Origin of the sequence: Oribacterium sp. NK2B42 (assembly GCF_000424445.1) — a bacterium.
In the GTDB taxonomy this organism is placed as follows: domain Bacteria; phylum Bacillota; class Clostridia; order Lachnospirales; family Lachnospiraceae; genus Oribacterium.
The window spans coordinates 52,688-69,651 of the sequence record NZ_AUJX01000005.1 but is presented as its reverse complement, the minus strand read 5'-3'; the positions used below and the strand labels follow the sequence as shown (position 1 = coordinate 69,651).

Annotated in this window: 14 protein-coding genes and 1 tRNA gene; 2 read left to right on the top strand and 13 right to left on the bottom strand. The window is 44.3% G+C overall.

Going from position 1 to position 16,964, the window contains the following annotated elements; genetic code table 11:
• Positions 1-57: 57 nt before the first annotated feature.
• From G625_RS17995 to G625_RS0102400, 9 genes are all read right to left on the bottom strand, one after another.
• On the bottom strand, positions 58-684 hold the full coding sequence (locus G625_RS17995; RefSeq protein WP_044931307.1) for a restriction endonuclease subunit S: 627 nt from the start codon (positions 682-684) through the stop codon (positions 58-60).
• A complete protein-coding gene (locus G625_RS0102440; RefSeq protein WP_029199850.1) occupies positions 677-3,268 on the bottom strand; it encodes a type I restriction-modification system subunit M in 2,592 nt (863 codons plus the stop codon). Before G625_RS0102440 ends, G625_RS17995 begins: the two co-directional genes overlap by 8 nt.
• Before the next feature lie 315 nt (positions 3,269-3,583).
• A tRNA-Thr gene (locus tag G625_RS0102435) sits at positions 3,584-3,656 on the bottom strand.
• Positions 3,657-4,125: 469 nt separating this feature from the next.
• Positions 4,126-4,668, bottom strand: coding sequence for a shikimate kinase (locus tag G625_RS17990; RefSeq protein WP_049895602.1), 543 nt, complete (start codon positions 4,666-4,668; stop codon positions 4,126-4,128).
• Positions 4,669-4,904: 236 nt separating this feature from the next.
• Entirely contained in the window at positions 4,905-5,792 is an 888-nt protein-coding gene (gene aroE / locus G625_RS0102425) for a shikimate dehydrogenase (RefSeq protein ID WP_198014826.1), read from the bottom strand.
• Positions 5,793-5,948: 156 nt separating this feature from the next.
• The gene (gene rlmB, locus G625_RS0102415) at positions 5,949-6,692 is read right to left on the bottom strand and encodes a 23S rRNA (guanosine(2251)-2'-O)-methyltransferase RlmB (protein ID WP_029199848.1); all 744 of its coding nucleotides are present in this window, start codon (positions 6,690-6,692) and stop codon (positions 5,949-5,951) included.
• Between the two features lie 118 nt (positions 6,693-6,810).
• Positions 6,811-7,461, bottom strand: a complete 651-nt coding sequence (locus G625_RS21785) for a Mini-ribonuclease 3 (protein WP_242826578.1) — start codon at positions 7,459-7,461, stop codon at positions 6,811-6,813.
• Complete coding sequence (gene cysS, locus G625_RS0102405) at positions 7,458-8,864, bottom strand: cysteine--tRNA ligase (RefSeq protein ID WP_029199847.1); 1,407 nt, start codon at positions 8,862-8,864, stop codon at positions 7,458-7,460. Before cysS ends, G625_RS21785 begins: the two co-directional genes overlap by 4 nt.
• Before the next feature lie 334 nt (positions 8,865-9,198).
• The gene (locus G625_RS0102400; protein WP_029199846.1) at positions 9,199-10,641 is read right to left on the bottom strand and encodes a S1C family serine protease; all 1,443 of its coding nucleotides are present in this window, start codon (positions 10,639-10,641) and stop codon (positions 9,199-9,201) included.
• A gap of 262 nt (positions 10,642-10,903) precedes the next feature.
• On the opposite strand from G625_RS0102400, the gene G625_RS0102395 reads away from it, so the two are divergent.
• Both G625_RS0102395 and G625_RS0102390 read left to right on the top strand, forming a co-directional pair.
• A complete protein-coding gene (locus G625_RS0102395; RefSeq protein ID WP_029199845.1) occupies positions 10,904-11,833 on the top strand; it encodes a diacylglycerol/lipid kinase family protein in 930 nt (309 codons plus the stop codon).
• Positions 11,834-11,895: 62 nt separating this feature from the next.
• Complete coding sequence (locus G625_RS0102390; RefSeq protein ID WP_029199844.1) at positions 11,896-12,084, top strand: hypothetical protein; 189 nt, start codon at positions 11,896-11,898, stop codon at positions 12,082-12,084.
• A 232-nt stretch (positions 12,085-12,316) separates the two neighbouring features.
• On the opposite strand, the gene ispF is transcribed toward G625_RS0102390, so the two are convergent.
• The 4 genes from ispF to G625_RS0102365 all read right to left on the bottom strand — a co-directional run bounded on the left by ispF (position 12,317) and on the right by G625_RS0102365 (position 16,762).
• Positions 12,317-12,790 carry a 2-C-methyl-D-erythritol 2,4-cyclodiphosphate synthase gene (gene ispF / locus G625_RS0102380; RefSeq protein ID WP_029199843.1) on the bottom strand — a complete coding sequence of 158 codons (474 nt, stop codon included), beginning with the start codon at positions 12,788-12,790 and terminating at the stop codon, positions 12,317-12,319.
• Positions 12,791-12,892: 102 nt separating this feature from the next.
• The gene (locus G625_RS17980; protein ID WP_198014824.1) at positions 12,893-14,305 is read right to left on the bottom strand and encodes a S41 family peptidase; all 1,413 of its coding nucleotides are present in this window, start codon (positions 14,303-14,305) and stop codon (positions 12,893-12,895) included.
• Positions 14,306-14,558: 253 nt separating this feature from the next.
• Positions 14,559-15,857: a murein hydrolase activator EnvC family protein gene (locus G625_RS0102370; RefSeq protein WP_029199842.1), complete on the bottom strand. Its 1,299-nt coding sequence runs from the start codon at positions 15,855-15,857 to the stop codon at positions 14,559-14,561.
• Positions 15,854-16,762 carry a permease-like cell division protein FtsX gene (locus tag G625_RS0102365; RefSeq protein WP_029199841.1) on the bottom strand — a complete coding sequence of 303 codons (909 nt, stop codon included), beginning with the start codon at positions 16,760-16,762 and terminating at the stop codon, positions 15,854-15,856. Before G625_RS0102365 ends, G625_RS0102370 begins: the two co-directional genes overlap by 4 nt.
• Between the last annotated feature and the right edge of the window lie 202 nt (positions 16,763-16,964).

Below are 16,964 nucleotides of genomic sequence, written 5' to 3'. Positions count from 1 at the left end.
AAATATAATATGTGGTTCAAATCGTGTATGATTTGAGTGATTGTAACTTACGCTCGTCTAAAGACATAGTATGATAAGGTTTTTCATAATTCTATAGATGAAAACATACTTTTCCTGATGAAGGGTGATAAGGTTATCAAGGTTATTCAAATATGCAGAAATCTTCCGCTGTTCTTCTTTCGAAGATGGCATTTCTATAGTCACTTCTTCAAAAAAAGCTTTCGTATCTACATTCAAAAGACCATGATTTCTTGCTCCTTCTGCACATATCTGAGACACATCTCCATACCACTTAAGCGTATCGAAATAGCACTCCAGATAATCAGATTCCACGTCATCAGAAGTAATACCAAAGCAAATGTAAAGTGTTGATAAGCAGCCCTGTTCATAGGCATTAAGCCGTTTTACGGAACCATAATCGAATCCGTTTGAATAACTTTTGTTGTATGCAAATTCTCCCTTCTTAAGAAGATAATAATTAGACATATCCTTTGCTGCTACGACCTTATTAAAGAAGTCTCGCTGGTCAATCAGTCCGTGCTGGGATGCTATTGTTAGCGGCAAATCCGATTCACCGTTTTTATTCTTACGGGTTACTCGCTCACAAATCTCTCCCAACTTACGCTGTTCCCAATCATCGCTAAACCCTTTGAATCTTATTTTCGGAATTTTTCTTTCATTCATTGACTGCTCCTCCCAGTAACAGTTGCAGTTCTTCGATTCCCTTCATATCAGCAGCAGAACCGGTTAATTCTGAAAGCATTTTTGAAAGAGATATTTCGGTTTCGTGGATCTCTTTTTCGAGATCGCTCATGGTGATAGCGTACTTGGAAGAAAGATTCTCTATATTCTTGGTGAATTCATCCAGCATTTCACTGGACAGTTTCATGATTCCGGTGATTACAGGACTTGTCCATTTCTCATGAAGAAGCATATAAACTTGCTCATCCGAGAGGTTTTCTATTACCCGTTTAGTCTCAAGATGCAGTACTTCATCATTCTCTTTGATTTTTACTTTCAGATTCTTTTCTGTTGTGTTCAGTTCTTCTGCCTTACGAAGGATTTCAATGAGACGAGTGTCCGTTGATGCATCAGCTTTCAGAATTTTGATCATTCCCTTTATGTTCTTTATCACAAAAGCATCATTTGTCTCATTCAGTGCATCAGATACAGTCTCTTTATCTTCTTCGCTTAATGACTCAAGAAGTTCGTCATATGACGATGGGATTTCGGCAAGCTTTTCCTGCATGTTCTTAAGCTCTGCCTTCTGCTCCGGTAAGCATATGTTTTGAACGAGTTCAAATGGAAGAACATGACCCTTCCAGCCTTCCTGCACTTCGGCATCCTTGCCATTCTTTTTCTTTATAACCATGTTCGGATCAACGATCTTTACCGCTGACATTCCTTCGGTCTGAATGATTTCAAGGTCTCCTGAAATCTCAGTAAACTTTGCTTCAAAAAGCTCATAAGCGGAATAAGGATCAAGGAGCGCAACATCTTCAAAGCGCTTGAAGATATTTGAAGCGACCAGCTCTTCAGTTTTAGCTATTGATAATGTCTCTGCATCATCAATCAGAGCTTCATCCATATACTTTCCAAAATCTGCAAATGCTTCTGCATAGGCATCAAGGAACTGTTTAACTTCTGCATTATTTCTGATGGCAGATTTTATATCATCTGCCTTTAAATCAAGATATCCGTTTTCGCCTGAGAAGAGCTCAGCCTTCAAAGATGGGAAAACTTTCCAGTAAGCCTCAAACTCTTCCAGCTCCTTTTCCGGAATCCCACCAAACATGGATGCATAAATATCATAGCTTTCGGCAGCCTCAGAAGAATCGACATAACGAGGGATGTTCAGGTTATAGTCATTGGCACGGATCTCTTCACGGCTTACCATTTTGGAATATTTATCGATGGACTTACGTTCCTTTACTGCATCAACGATCCTTCTTATATCGGAAGCCCTAAGCTTGTTGTTTTTACCTTCCTTTGTAAAGTTCTTCGAAGCATCAATGATGAGAACGTCTGTGTGTTCTCTCTTCTGCCTGAGAACCATGATAATGGTAGGTATTCCGGTTCCGAAGAAGATATTGGCAGGAAGTCCGATGATAGCGTCAATGTTATTCTGCTCTATCAGATTCTTTCTTATAGCACCTTCTTCACCGCCTCGGAAAAGAACACCGTGAGGAAGAACGATGGTCATGATTCCATCCGGCTGAAGGTGATACAGGTCGTGAAGCAGGAAAGCATAGTCTGCTTTGGATTTAGGCGCAACACCGTATCTTGCATATCTGGCATCGTTTTCTTTTCCTGAAGGATCCCACCTTTGAGAGTATGGAGGATTTGAGACCACTGCATCAACATAAAGTGGTTCATAAGTTCCCTGGGGATCAGATTCGTCGAAGTAAGGCCAGTCTTCTTCCAAAGTGTCACCGTTTCTTGTGACAATGTTGTCAGGAAGGATACCCCGCATAACGAGGTTCATTCTTGTAAGGTTATAAGTATTGGCCTTCAACTCCTGAGCGTAATATCTTATTCGATTTGGATCCTCGATATACTTTGATGCGGTCTTACCGATGTTGATCAAGAGGCTTCCTGAACCTGACGTGGGGTCATAAATCTTGATTTCAGTTCTGCCCTTCAGGTAATCTGCAATAATTTCAGACATCAAAAGAGAAACTTCGTGGGGAGTATAGAACTCTCCGGCTTTTTTGCCGGCGTTTGCTGCGAAGTTTGAAATAAGATACTCGTATATGAAGCCAAGAACGTCATAGTCCTGTTTACCGTTCATAGGGATGTCGTTTATAAGCTGAATCAGGTCACTGACCGATTTAGTCTGGGACTTTGTATTTTCACCGAGCTTTGACAGACCGGTTTCCAAAGTGTTGAATATTCCCTCGAAAACCTTCTTGTGGGATGGTGAGATCAGACGGTTAAATGATGAAAGACCGGTCCTGACATTATCAACAGAGAAATCCGATCCCATATGTATCCAGGTTGAGAAAAGATCCTTGTAAGCTATAAAGTAACCGAGGCTTTGTTGTGCACTGGATTTGCTGGAATACTGATCTTCAGCTTCTTCATTTACATAATCTTTAATGCTATCAGTATCATAGCCTCTTTCGTAGAGCCACTGTTCTTCTTTGTCCGAAAGGTATTTATAAAAGATAAAGCCAAGAATATAGTCCTTATATTCATTGGCTTCTATTTTTGAACGCATTTCATTTGCGGATGCCCATATTTTTGCTGCAAGTTGTTGTTTATTCATTGGTAAAGCTCTCTTTCGTTAATTTTAGGCAATGCCATATATGATTATAACGGTTTAAATAGTGGGTTTCTATGGGATTTTAAGGAACGTGTTGAGATTTAGATCATTTGCATACAAAATAATACTTCATAAAAAAGGCCTAGGAACACTTCAAAGCGAAGGATGGTACACAGTTTACCTCAGCTGTAGTAGGGGTAGATGTCCCGGTATGGGACGAGAAGGCCTTGGAAAAGTGATTTTTCGGATGAGTATCGTAGAAATAAATACAAAAGCCCGGTCGCATTTGGTTTGCGATCGGGCTTTATGCAATAAAAAAGCTGGTAACCGGAATCGGACCGGTGACCTCCGCACTACCAATGCGACGCACTACCGACTGTGCTATACCAGCATTTGCTCTCTCAAGTGAGAACCTACTAAATTTAGCATATGGACATACCAATGTCAATATACAGTTGAAAAATTGATAAAATTCAGGCAGTGGGCCGAAGCAGTTCAGCCGGTATGCCTTATTTTCGCAGTGAACAAGGCATTACATTGACCCATATTCCGGTTACCAGCATTTGAGTCATCCTGAATGGCAGGTTATAATGACTTAATTTCAGGTAATCAGGATTTGAGTCATCCTGAATGGCAGGTTATAATGACTTAATTTCAGGTAATCAGGATTTGGGTCATTCTGAATGGCAGGTTACAATGACTCAATTTCAGGCAATCAGGATTTAGGTCATCCTGAATGGCAGGTTACATTGACTTATATTCTGAATTCTGAGTTTTAAGGTCAATCAGTGGTTCCAATAACTCCGGATTATGGGGAAAAGAGCCGACCACGGTCTTCACGAACCATGCCGGCTGAATCGTCAGGAATTCACAACTGCCTGCACCAGTTCTTCACAGATTTCCTGAACGGTCTTTCCGTCGGTTGCGATGATGATATCCGCAGCAGCCTCGTATTTCGCGTTTCTCTTCTCCTGGAGGCTTCGGATGAATTCAACATTCATGTTGCCGTTAAGGATGGGGCGCACATCGGAATCCTTAACTCTTTCGAGGGTGGTTTCGGGGGTTGCGGTAAGAAGAACTATGATGCTTCCTTTTTTCAGGTTTGTGACGTTTTCTTCACGAAGAACCGCTCCGCCTCCGCAGGAAATGATGATGCCGCTTGATTTCTGGAGGTCAAGGATGACCTCGCTCTCGCATTTTCTGAAATAGTCTTCACCGTGCTTTTCGAAGATTTCATTTATGGGCATGCCTTCACGACGTACAATTTCGGCATCAGTGTCCACTTCTGTCATTCCAAGCATGTCTTTAAGGCAAGAGGAAACAGTGGATTTTCCTGCTCCCATAAAGCCGATGAGGGCAATGTTCTTTTTCTTCAGTTTTTCGAGGGTCTGAGGGTTTGTCACTTTGGTTTCCTCCTGTTTTAGATAAAATCATGCTTAATGAAGAATAATTAGTGTAAAAGTTGTAATCGTTCAATCAACATATTTAATAAAAATCAAAGTTTATTTAGATTTTAAAGATGATCCCGTTTCTCCGGTTGACTTCCTTTGCTGTTTTTCGAGAATGCAATCAATCCTAAGGCAACAATATTATAGTCATGCCTTGGTGGAGCTGTTACTAATAGTTTCCCTCGCCTAAGTCATATATCAAAGTATTTTTCTTTTACGATCTCCACCGGCATCTTCTGTCCGGTCCAGAGCTCGAAGGCAGCAGCCCCCTGATAAAGCAGCATATACATACCATTAAAGGCATTGAGTCCGCACTCTTCTGCCATTTCAAGAAGCTTTGTTTTTCGCGGATTGTAAATGACATCGGAAACTGTCAGTTTCTCGTTCATTCCGGCGGCTCTTTCAGTAAGCCACGAAGCGTCCTTTATGAGATTTCCCTCCGGGTTTGGTGCCATGCCAACGTTTGTGGCATTGATGAGAAGAACGGATTCGGAGATTTCTCGCTTCATTACCTCATCGTCGTAATCAAAAACAGAGACCTTGCAGGATGTTGCATCATGTATCTTTTTAATGGTTGCAGCAGTTCTTTCCTTAAACCTGCTTCCGGATCGTTCAAAAACGGAAATCTCCTTTGCGCCATCCAGTGCCAGCTGGGTAAGCACAGCTATTCCGGCACCTCCTGTTCCGAGGATGGTGATCTTTTTTCCGATGTAATGTACCCCGGCCTGTCGTGCCGATTCCGTAAATCCGATTCCGTCGGTGGTGTGTCCTGTGACGGTTCCGTCATCCTCGATAACCACGGTATTTACGCTTTCAGCAATCTTTGCGGCGGGACTCAGTTTGTCACAAAGGGCTACAGCTTCTGTTTTAAGTGGCATGGTGAGATTAAAGCCTCTTACTCCCATCTTTTTGAAGCTGTCAAGGACACCGCGAAGCTCCCCCTCTTTTACGTCAAAGGCAAGGTAACAGTAGTCAAGGTCAAGCTGCTTGAAGCCTTCGTTGTGCATGGCAGGTGAAAGGCTGTGTGATACGGGGCTGCCCAGAAGGCAGATCATTTTGGTTTTACCTGATATTTCCATGATAAATCACTTTCCGCTGTTAACTTCCGGAGAGTTTCCGTAAATTCTCCAGAATAAAATAAATGTCTCCCCTAGAATACCCTTTTTTTTCGCAAAATAAAAGCCGGGAAACATACCCGGCTTTTATAGCTCCTATTATGCTTGGTATCTTATACCTTATCCGTTAAGTCTCTGGCGCACTATCTCATAAGCGAGAACTCCGCAGGCCACAGAAGCATTGAGTGAATCAATGTTTCCGAACATTGGAATGGAAGCAATCATATCACACTTCTCCTTTACGAGTCGTGAAACGCCCTCGCCTTCATTTCCGATAACGAGACCGATGGCACCCTTCAGATTCAGCTTATACATCTGCTCGCCATCCATGTCGGCACAAACGAACCAAAGTCCTTCCTTTTTTAGATCCTCGATGGTCTGACCGATATTTGTGACCTTGGCAACCTTTGTGTACTCCAGGGCACCGGCTGAAGTCTTGGCAACTGTTGAAGTGAGCCCCACAGCACGTCTTTCGCGAATGATAACACCGTGAGCTCCTGCAAGATTCGCAGTACGTATCATGGCACCGAGATTGTGAGGATCTTCTATGCCGTCCAGGATAAAAAGAAACGGGCTCTCATTTTTCTCCCTGGCATAGTCCAGAATCTCTTCGACCGTGCTGTAATGGAAAGCAGCAAGATATGCTATAGCACCCTGGTGCGAACCCTGACCGGCGATTTCATCCAGTCTTTCCTTTTTGACGAATTCCGGCTTGATACCGGCCTTCTTTGCTTCTCTTATGATGGTGGAAACAGGACCGTCATGCACACCGTCCTGAAGAAACAGGCGGTCAACTGCCTTTCCTGCACGGAAGGCTTCTATAACAGGATTACGTCCGATGATGGTAAATTGTTCGTCTCTCATATATAGACCTTTCAAAAAAGTTGATTATATTGACATTGAAAATCCTGTGAGGAGATTTCCTGAGATTCGACGGAAACCTATTCCTCATAGGGCTGAAACATTAATGGAAGCCATATTATCAGGTGGCTGAATCATTAACTGAAGCCGTATCCGCAGGTGTTGAAACATCACCTGAATCAGGATCCTCAGGGGCGGGAACAATATCGGAAGCCGTATTCTCAGACGCTGAAGCATCAACGGAAATCGGACTTTCAGTGACAGAAGCATAATCGGAATCAGGAAGCTCCGGCTTCTCAGAATGTATTATCTTTCCGTATTTGTCATGCAATTCCCTGAGATGATGTATTCCCAGGGCTTCTATCTCCAGAAGGCGCTCATACTGCTCTGTCAGGTACAGATATCCTATAAGGGCCTCAAAGCCTGTGGCACGGCGGTACTCCTGTATGGAGCTGTTTTTGCTGTGGGTCACGGACTTCTGGTTACGGCCCCGTCTGTAGACAGACATTTCTTCAGGTGTCAGCATTTCCTGTGCGATCATATACCCCATGATCTCCGACTGGGCATGGGCACATACAAATTCGGTTTTCTTCCGGTTAATGGCATTGATGGAACCGGGGAAATGGGTGACCACATACTCCCTGACTGCAAAATCATAGATGCAGTCCCCGATATACGCAAGAATAAGCGGGGATGTTGTCTGGACATCCACCGCCTTAAGATCAAGTTTTTCTTTGTAAAGTTTGATAAAGGATTCTGTCATGGGCATCATGCTCTGCTCCACTTCACGCCTTCACGGGTATCCTTGAGAACGATGCCCATTTCGAGAAGCTTGTCTCTTATTTCGTCTGCCTTTGCAAAATCCTTTGCCTTACGTGCTGCCTGACGCTCTTCAATGAGCTTCTCAACCTCTGAATCGAGATCGTCCTTTGCAACCACTGTCTTGATTCCGAGAACGCTCATAAGAAGTTCGATCTTTTCAAGTACGTAGTCTGCAAATGCCTTGGTGCTTTCTTCTGTGACAGAAACATTGGCAATCTTCACAAGCTCGAAGATGGCTGTGATGGCATCGGCAGTATTGAGATCATCATCCATCTTCTGGTTGAACATATCCTGCTGTGCATCCACGCTCTTTACTGTCTCAAGCTCGGCTGCTGACATGTCGCTGCCGGTTAACTTTGCGCTAAGCTCGCGGAGACGCTCGATGGCAGTCTGTATACGTTCGAGAGAAGTCTTGGCGCTGTCCATAAGATCCCTTGAGAAGTTAAGCGGATTACGATAGTGTGCGCTCAGCATGTAGAATCTGAGAACACGTGGATCATACTGTGAAGTAATGTCTCTGACCGTGAAGAAGTTGCCCAGGGACTTGGACATCTTCTGGTTGTTAATGTTTATAAATGCGTTGTGCATCCAGTAATTTGCGAATTTTTCGCCGTGAGCCACCTCATACTGGGCGATTTCATTCTCATGATGAGGGAAAATAAGGTCCTCACCGCCGGCATGGATGTCAAGACGTCCACCACAGTACTTGGGAGCCATAACGCAGCATTCTGTGTGCCAGCCCGGACGGCCTTCGCACCATGGTGACTCCCAGTAAGGCTCTCCCATCTTCTTTGGCTTCCAGAGAACGAAGTCTGTTGAAGTTCTCTTGCCGTCCTCGCCGGAAACCTTCAGATCACGGAAACCTGACTGAAGCTCGTCAATGTTTTTGTGGCTGAGTTTGCCGTAATCCTTAAATGATGTTGTATCGAAGTAAACGGTTCCGTCCTTTGCAACATAAGCACTGTCCTTTTTAACAAGGGTATCGATAAGGTCGATCATGCCCTGAATCTCTTCTGTGGCACGGGGATGGATAGCTTCCTCGATATTTAAGTCAGCCATATCCTTCTCAACTTCTGCTATATATCTCTTGGTAATGTCGGAGCACTCAACGCCCTCTTCATTAGCCTCTTTTATAATCTTGTCATCTACATCGGTGTAGTTGGAAACGTAGGTCACCTTATAACCCTGATATTCCATATACCTTCTGAAGGTATCAAAGACGATCATGGGACGGGCATTGCCGATATGAATGAAATTGTAAACCGTAGGACCGCAGACATACATACGGATCTTGCCGGGCTCTATGGGTTTAAACTCTTCCTTCATGCGTGACATGGAATTAAAAATCTTCATAATATCTCCTTTGTCTGAGGGTCCGGTTTTACGCCTTAAAAGCGAAGCTGCCCGCAGACTACATGAAGTTTATTGTAGTCTTTAACCGGTTTTGCGTCAATATGATATGCGTGTTATGAAACCTTTATGCCAATCGAGTGGCAGCAGTTCAGCCCGATACTGCTTGTGACCCGGCTGAACTGTCACATCGAGTGCAAACCGCCCGGATCATTCATTCAAATAAATAGAGCCTCACCTATGTTTCTGCGCATAGATGAGACTCTGAGGCTTGCTTTAGATTCTTCCGCCACAGTGACTCGTTTTTCAATGGATGCCACCGGTTTTGGCGTATTAATTATCTCTGATACTGGTTGAAGAACTCCTGGAAGGTTTTCCAAAGCTCATCGGTATCGATGGAGAATTCCCTGGAATTCTGATTGTCGTTGTTGTTTCCGCTGTTGCTGCCATCATTTCCTGACTCACCGTTGTTTCTTGAGAAAGGATCGATACCACCCTTCTGGTCGTCGGAGGAAGTATTATTTGAGGATGGTGACTGTCCCAGCACAACGTCAACATTGATCTCGTCATACTTATCGCCGTTAGGTCTCTGAACTGTGAGAGTTACGGTTTCGCCTACGCGGTACTTTGAAAGTATTGAAGAAAGATCCGTGAAGTTTGTCACACCCTGTCCGTTCATTGCGGTGATAATGTCTTTCTCGTGAAGCCCCTCGTTTTTGGCTGTTGAGCCCTCGATGAACTTGTAGATAAATACACCCTGAGGCATTCCGAAGCTTTCGGCTGTCTGAGCGTCAATGTTCTTTACCATAACGCCGAGGTAGCCTCTTTCGGATTCGGGAATCTCCTCACGTGTTTCAAGGGTAGACAGTGATTCAACGATCTTCTTTGCCTTTGAGGATGGAATGGAGTAACCCATACCTTCTATAGAGGTGGAGGTGTACTTTGCAACGTTAATGCCTATAACCTCACCCTTCATGTTGAGAAGAGCTCCGCCGGAATTACCCGGGTTAATGGCAGCATCTGTCTGGAGAAGACCTGAGGAAGTTCCCTTGCTTGTGGCAACGTCTCTGTTCTTTGCTGAGATGATACCTGTGGTAACCGACTGACCATAGCCGAGAGCATTACCGATAGCCACTACCTGATCTCCTACTTCCAGAGCATCACTGTCTCCGAGAGTTGCGATGGAAATGGCTTCCATGGTCTTCGTAGGGATGTTCTCAAGCTTTATGGCGATAAGGGCCAGGTCTGCAGCAGCATCTGATCCTTTGACAACAGCATCAACCGATTCGTCATCTATAAAGGTTACAGAAAGCGACTCTGAGGACTCAATTACGTGATTATTTGTAAGAATGAGAAGCTCAGTGTCTGTTTTCTGCACGATCACGCCTGAACCGCTGGCGGGTACTTCGGTTTCAAAATCCTGATAGTTTCCGAATATAGAGTACCCATTCTGGCGATACTTGACCATATTTGTGATGGCAACAACTGAAGGCATGGCATTCTTTGCCACCTCGGTTACGCTGGTAACTGACGAACTGACAGGTGCCTGCTGAACAGTGGACGGTGTGTTTTCGGTCACCGGTGCGGCTTCGGTTTCTGCCGGTTTTTCGATTTTTTCTGTTTTCTCCTCTGCAGCCGGAGCCGTTTCGGTGACAACATTGGCAGATTTATGATAGGCAATTCCTGCCTGCTGCGCGGCAATATTTACTCCTACCATAGAAGCGCCGGCCACAGCGCCGAATAAAAGAGCTCCTGCAATGATTCCCGCTACTCGTTTCATTTTTCCCTCCTGGTTATATGAATGTTACTGTATGTGGATCTTACTGCCCCTCCCGGATTTCGTGAAACCCGGGAGAACAGTTTGATTAATTTTCATTTGATAATGTGTATCATACTTACTTTCTGTGTTCAATTTGTGTCTAATCGGAGGATTTTTTATGATGTCCGGCTGAAGTTTGAATTTCGACTTATTTAATAGTCTTTTTATACATGAACAGTTTTTTCGATGCTATACTCACTGTTAGTTACAGCTTGGAGGACAAATGTATTATTTTATTGTAAATCCTGCGGCCACCAATGGTCGTGGACGTATTATCTGGGATAAGGTTCTCAGATATCTTAATAAGACTGACAATGCCGAAAAATATGAGGCTTATATAACAGAAAAATCCGGTGACGCCCGGGATTATGCACATAAATTATCAGAAGATGTTCAAGAAACAAAAACCATTACCGTTATAGGCGGTGAGGGAACTTTTAACGAGGTTGTGGACGGGGTAAATATGGATGGGGATAATATTTCCCTCGCTTACATCCCCACAAATTCGGACAATGACATTGCCCGCTCCTTCCGGAGAAAATACAACCTGAAGGCACAGCTTAAGAGACTTTTTAGTGATTCGGATGAAGTGCTTCTGGATTACGGAGTGTTAAACTGCTCTACCATGAACAGAAGATTTGCCGTCAGCTCCGGAATAGGACTTGATGCGGCCATTTTCCTTGATCTTTATGATGAAAAGTGTGCGTGTGAAAAGCAGAAAAAAAAGCTTGACCGGATACAGAGATTCAATTATGTGAGAACGGTCATAAGGGAGCTTTTCAGAACAAAGCCTACAAAAGGTTATGTTATCCTGGATGGAAAGAAGCATGAGTTTAACAATGTTTTGTTCATTTCCTGTCACGTTCATCCTTATGACGGCGGATACATGGTGTGCCCGGGTGCCAGCGGCAATGATGGCTGGCTGGATGTGTGTATAGTCAGCACCAAACAGAAGTGGCGCTGGTATATCATTCTGTTTTCAAGCATTTTCGGACTTCATGTGACCCGCACCGGGGTACATCTCTACCGCTGCAAGTCGGCAGAAATCCACATGACAGAGGCACTCCCCGCCCACGTGGACGGCGAGTCCATCGGGAAGCAGAAGGATTTTACATTGAACTGTATTCCTCAGAAGCTGAAATTGAGGATATGAATTTGTTAGATAATCGTCTCTTATTGGTTTATAATAGGACTTAGTGAAAGGAGACTGAAACGATGATAGCTACAAGAGATTTACAGATGGAAGCATATAGAAAGATAGATATGTTACCAGATGATGATGTACGACTTATAATTAGTATTATAGATAAGATAAACCCATCTCCGGCTGTTATAAAAGCTGAAGACAGAAAAAAAAGGTCATGGCAATGGCGGGAAAATATGATTTCGATGAAAAGGCAGTAGAATCACTTAGAATGGAGAGCATGATTTGAAAATACTGGTTGATACTAATGTCATGATTGACTATATGAAAAGACCGTCTGAAAAGATGAAGCAGATTTTCATGGATGAAGAGATAAGCATTTTAAGCTTATTAAGGAAATAGAAGACAAACTGAAACTATTTGAATTTGTTGAATAATAAAATCCGGGGGATGGTTTCCTTCATGAAGGAAACCATCCCCCTTAGTTTGTATTTACAGATTATCTATCAGCGCCACTGCCTGTGAACTAATGCCTTCACCCCTGCCGGTGAAGCCGAGATGCTCTTCTGTGGTGGCTTTTATGGAAACCTGATTTACGTCGATGCCTAAAGCGGCCGCAACATTCTTCCTCATTTCAGGAAGGAAGGTCATGAGCTTTGGTCTTTGGGCAATGATGGTGGAGTCGATGTTTCCTACCTTATACCCTTCTTTCCTGAGGATATTTCCCACTTCCTTCAAAAGCTCAATGGAATCTGCACCTTTATATTCAGGGTCGTTGTCAGGAAAATGCTGACCGATATCCCCCAGTGCAGCAGCACCTAAAAGTGCGTCCATGATGGCGTGAACGATAACGTCTGCATCGCTGTGACCGTCAAGTCCCAGCTCGTAAGGCACTGTTACTCCGCCGAGGATAAGCTTTCTTCCGGGAACCAGTTTGTGAACATCATAGCCTGTACCTATTCTCATTTTTTATCTCCCTTCCGCCGCCTTTTCCGGCAGCCCAAACTACACATGGGTTTCTGATCCGATGGCAATCCCGGATTCAGGAACTATATTTGTGTTTTTGTATCAATTGCCGGTTACCAGTATTTCGATGGCCTTTTGCATCTGAAGGTCATCCTCCAGGGAAACCATATACTCATCTGATGTGCTGCCAAGCTGGATCTCGATGTCAGGAACTATACCTACCTTATGAATGTTGAGCCCTGATGGTATGTAGTAGTAATGGGTTGTGAACTCAACGGCAGAACCGTCGGCAAGTGTAGTCACTGTCTGAACTATGCCTTTGCCGTAAGAGGTGGTACCGACAACCTTTGCGAAACCGTAGTCATGAAGGCATCCTGAGAAAAGCTCTGCAGCAGAAGCTGAATTCTGGTTCTGTAAAACTATGATAGGGATATTTATCTCGTGACCGTCGCCTGCATACCACTCCTGCCCCTTTCCGTTTTTGTTTCTTGTATAGGCAAAAAGTGTCTTTCCCTGCTGGAACTCCTTGTTTCCTTCTGTGAAGGTTGTCAGGTTATCCGGAAGTATATAGTCAAGGAGCGATGAAGCAATCTCAATGTCTCCGCCGGTATTGCCTCTCAGGTCAATGATAAGTGCTTTTATGTGATCTTCGTTGATAAGCTTGTCCAGTGCTGCTTTAGTCTGTTTTCCTTCTGTGCCGTAGAAATTACCGAAGGATATATAGCCTATATCGTCTCCTGAAAGACCTGTGGTTCCGGAAGCTGAAAGAACAGAATCCGGTATAGCTATACCAAGTCGTGACAGAGTACCGCTTGTTACCTTAGGAACTTCTACATCGCCTCTTATGATACGCATGGAGACTTCCCTATCCCCTCTCTTTACAACGCATTCGAGAGAGGTGCCTTTATCACCCTGTATCATATTCTGAACCACATAGGAAAGGGACATGTCGGAAATGTCTATGCCGTTAACCTTGTAAAGTATATCCCCGATCTGCATTCCTGCATTTTCGGCAGGGCTTCCGGGATATACTTCTATAACGATGCACTCATTGGTATCCTCCATCTGATGAACTATGGCACCTATTCCGTAGTAGGTTCCCTGCTGCTTGGATTTCCTGTCGTTCATCTCCTCCACACTATAGTAGTGTGCATAAGGATCCTCGTCTGTAAGTGAGGCAAGAAGACCTTTATAGATGTAGGTTTCGGCTTTTCCGGGATCCTCAGGGAAAAGATAATTCTGATCGATAAGAGTCTGGAGAATGCCAAGCTTTCTGGTGAGAGCCGCCATATCGATAGAACCATCTATAATGGTTGAAGTGCCGCCTTCGGAAGGGGCTGTTTCACCTGTGGAAGGGTTCTCTGAAACCGTACCTTTATCACCGGCCTGAAGTTCTGAAGCGCTCGCCAGAGAAAGGTAAGCATTACCCGAGCCTCTGTGATTGATGTAATCATTGATAAAAGGCGGGATGCCGAAATAATACACATAGAAAGTACTGCCTCCTATGGTGAACATGATAAAAAGTCCAAGGAGGAAGCCGTAAACAAAATCGAAATTTCCAAATAAATGATTTTTCGGCTTTTCGGGTTTCTGTGTGGTTTCGTTTTGATTGTCTGTTTGATTTAAATTATTATTATCGTTTTGCATAAGGGTTATTATATGTTGTCAGGGCTTATTATACAAAGAAAAATTTTATAAAGTTGTTTGGTGGTGATGTTTTGGAGTCAAAAACTCCCACTTGTGTTGTATCAAGTGGGAGTTTTATTTATCACAGATAATTCTCCGGATTTACATAGGAACCGTTTTTACGTATTCCGAAGTGCAGATGGGGTCCGGTTGAGTAGCCTGTCGAGCCGACAGCTCCGATGCTCTCGCCCTGGGACACTTCATCTCCTTCCGAAACATTGAGACGGGACATGTGCATATAAACAGTGTAGGAACCGCTTCCGTGACTTATCATGACGTAATTTCCGGCACTTGCGGAATAAGTTGCGATAACTACCGTGCCTGCTGCCGAAGCAATGACATTGGAACCGGTTGGTGCTGCGATGTCAATGCCTTTATGGTTGGAGCTGGCACCCTCCGTGGGGGATTCTCTGTCGCCGAAACCGCTGGAGATCCTGCCGCTGCTTGGAACGGGCCAGGTGAATCCACCGGTCATGGTCCTTGCTTTGTAATCCGATTTTGCGCTGTTCGGATCCTTTCCTTCTGCCTCAGCTTTTCTGCGGGCCTCTTCTTCGGCCTTCTTGCGGGCTTCCTCTTCCTGACGCTCTATCTCCCGCTCCATGGCCTCGATATTGGCCTCCTGGGCACTGATATCCTCATAGAGGTCATCTATCTTACTTTGCTGACTTGCAATCTCGCTTTGAGCACTTGAGATTTTTTTCTTGTAGGCGGCCAGTTCCTGATTTTTCTGGTCCAGAAGTGCCTGGAGACTCTGCTGCTTTGCAACCTCCTGATTTTGAAGATCCAGAAGCTGGGCGTTTTCTGCCTGAAGCTGAGTCTGGGTGTCGTTTACCAGCTGACGGGTGGATTCATATTCTGCAAGTTTATCCCTGTCGTACTTTGTTATCTTGCTGATGTACTCTGCTTTATTAAGAAGGTCTGACCAGCTCTTTGCGTTCAGGATCATGTCAATGAAATTGGTGTCGCCCTTCTCATACATGAATTTGATGCGGAGCTTCATGCTGGCATACTGGTCTGATTCGGTCTGGGTTGCCTTTGCAAGCTGATCCTGTGTGAACTGTATATCCAGCTGCTTTTGTGTAATGTAATTGTTGATGGTGACAAGCTCATTGGTTACCTCGGTCATGTTCTGATCCAGGGCTTTGATATAAGCGACGGTATCGGACTTCAGGGATTCGAGATCCTTGATCTTTTCATTGACCTTTTTCTGCTCAGCTTCCAAGGTATCTATTTTCGCTTTATTCTCATCGATTTTCTGCTTTGAGTTGTTTATGGACTGCTTTTCTTTTTCTGCCGCAAGGTTAGGTGTGGCGGTGAAACAGAGAGACAGTGCCATGACAAACGGCAGAAGCTGTATTTTTCTAAAGTGATTTTTTCTCATACCCTCAAGGACTTTCTTATGGTGAAAAATGAAACTATGAAGCCTACGCCCACGCCGAGACCCAGAGCAACGATTACCATCACAGGGAAGATCGTTGTGATTGGGATGGGGGCAAAAAGTGTGCTTATGCTTAAGAAGTGAGCATTCACATAAGTAACGGCTTTTTCATAAATAAAGTATATTCCTATCAAAGGAATGACAGACCCGACAAATCCAAGCACCACACCTTCCACAAGGAAAGGCAGACGGATCATAAAGTTGGTGGCTCCGATTATTTTCATGATCTCATTTTCTCTTCTGCGGAACCGGGCCGCAACTGTGATGGTATTGGAGATCAGAAACACTGACACTGCCAAAAGTATCCCTATGATGATGATACTCAGGGAGGAAATGATATTGTTTACGGTGCTCAGTCCCTTTACGGCTGCATTGGAGAAGTTAACCTGTCTCACTGAATCAAAAGTGTATAGCCAGTCAACTATGGTCTTTTGATCCTCGATATCATTAAGGAACAGCTCATAGCTCTGGGAACCTGCAAGAGGATTATCCTCGGCAAATGCCTGAGCCAGCAGTTCGTTGTTGGCAAAATAATCTGACTTGAATTCTGCCCATGCATCTTCGGCAGAAGTATAATGTGCACTTTTTACCTCTTCTCTTTCGATGATGGCCTGTCCCACAGACTGTACAGTTTCGGGAGATGCATCATCATTGAAAAAGACGGTGATACCTACTGTGGTTTCCGCATTTTGTGCCATGTTCTGAACATTGGAAACGATGGCAAAGAAAAGGCAGAAAAGAAAAATACAGGCGGCTATGGTTGCCGTTGAGGCCGCAGAAAAAAGGAAGTTATGACCCATGTTTTTAAAACCGGAGCGGATGCAATAGCCCCAGGCATTTGGTTTCATCATTTATGCATCCTCCTTTCCGATTCTGTGATGTGGGCGGTGTGAGCCCTTCAGACCGCGGCGGGGCTTTTCTGCCGGTCCGGGTTTGGCTTCAGGCAGGTGTCGCTTCGGTTCTTCAGAGCGCTGAAGAGCCTTCCCGGCCTTGCTATCAGGTACGTCGTGTGATTCGGTTACAGAGTCATCAGTCGTTTCGGGAGGCTCA

What these genes read in the sequence shown, in the direction of transcription:
- rlmB (WP_029199848.1), bottom strand. Translation starts at nt 6,692, where the DNA reads ATGAGAGACGAACAATTTACCATCATCGGACGTAATCCTGTTATAGAA.
- G625_RS0102365 (WP_029199841.1), bottom strand. Translation starts at nt 16,762, where the DNA reads ATGAAACCAAATGCCTGGGGCTATTGCATCCGCTCCGGTTTTAAAAAC.
- G625_RS0102400 (WP_029199846.1), bottom strand. Translation starts at nt 10,641, where the DNA reads ATGAAACGAGTAGCGGGAATCATTGCAGGAGCTCTTTTATTCGGCGCT.
- G625_RS21785 (WP_242826578.1), bottom strand. Translation starts at nt 7,461, where the DNA reads ATGATGCCCATGACAGAATCCTTTATCAAACTTTACAAAGAAAAACTT.
- G625_RS0102370 (WP_029199842.1), bottom strand. Translation starts at nt 15,857, where the DNA reads ATGAGAAAAAATCACTTTAGAAAAATACAGCTTCTGCCGTTTGTCATG.
- G625_RS0102390 (WP_029199844.1), top strand. Translation starts at nt 11,896, where the DNA reads ATGATAGCTACAAGAGATTTACAGATGGAAGCATATAGAAAGATAGAT.
- ispF (WP_029199843.1), bottom strand. Translation starts at nt 12,790, where the DNA reads ATGAGAATAGGTACAGGCTATGATGTTCACAAACTGGTTCCCGGAAGA.
- G625_RS0102440 (WP_029199850.1), bottom strand. Translation starts at nt 3,268, where the DNA reads ATGAATAAACAACAACTTGCAGCAAAAATATGGGCATCCGCAAATGAA.
- G625_RS17995 (WP_044931307.1), bottom strand. Translation starts at nt 684, where the DNA reads ATGAATGAAAGAAAAATTCCGAAAATAAGATTCAAAGGGTTTAGCGAT.
- aroE (WP_198014826.1), bottom strand. Translation starts at nt 5,792, where the DNA reads ATGGAAATATCAGGTAAAACCAAAATGATCTGCCTTCTGGGCAGCCCC.
- G625_RS17980 (WP_198014824.1), bottom strand. Translation starts at nt 14,305, where the DNA reads ATGTTCACCATAGGAGGCAGTACTTTCTATGTGTATTATTTCGGCATC.
- G625_RS0102395 (WP_029199845.1), top strand. Translation starts at nt 10,904, where the DNA reads ATGTATTATTTTATTGTAAATCCTGCGGCCACCAATGGTCGTGGACGT.
- cysS (WP_029199847.1), bottom strand. Translation starts at nt 8,864, where the DNA reads ATGAAGATTTTTAATTCCATGTCACGCATGAAGGAAGAGTTTAAACCC.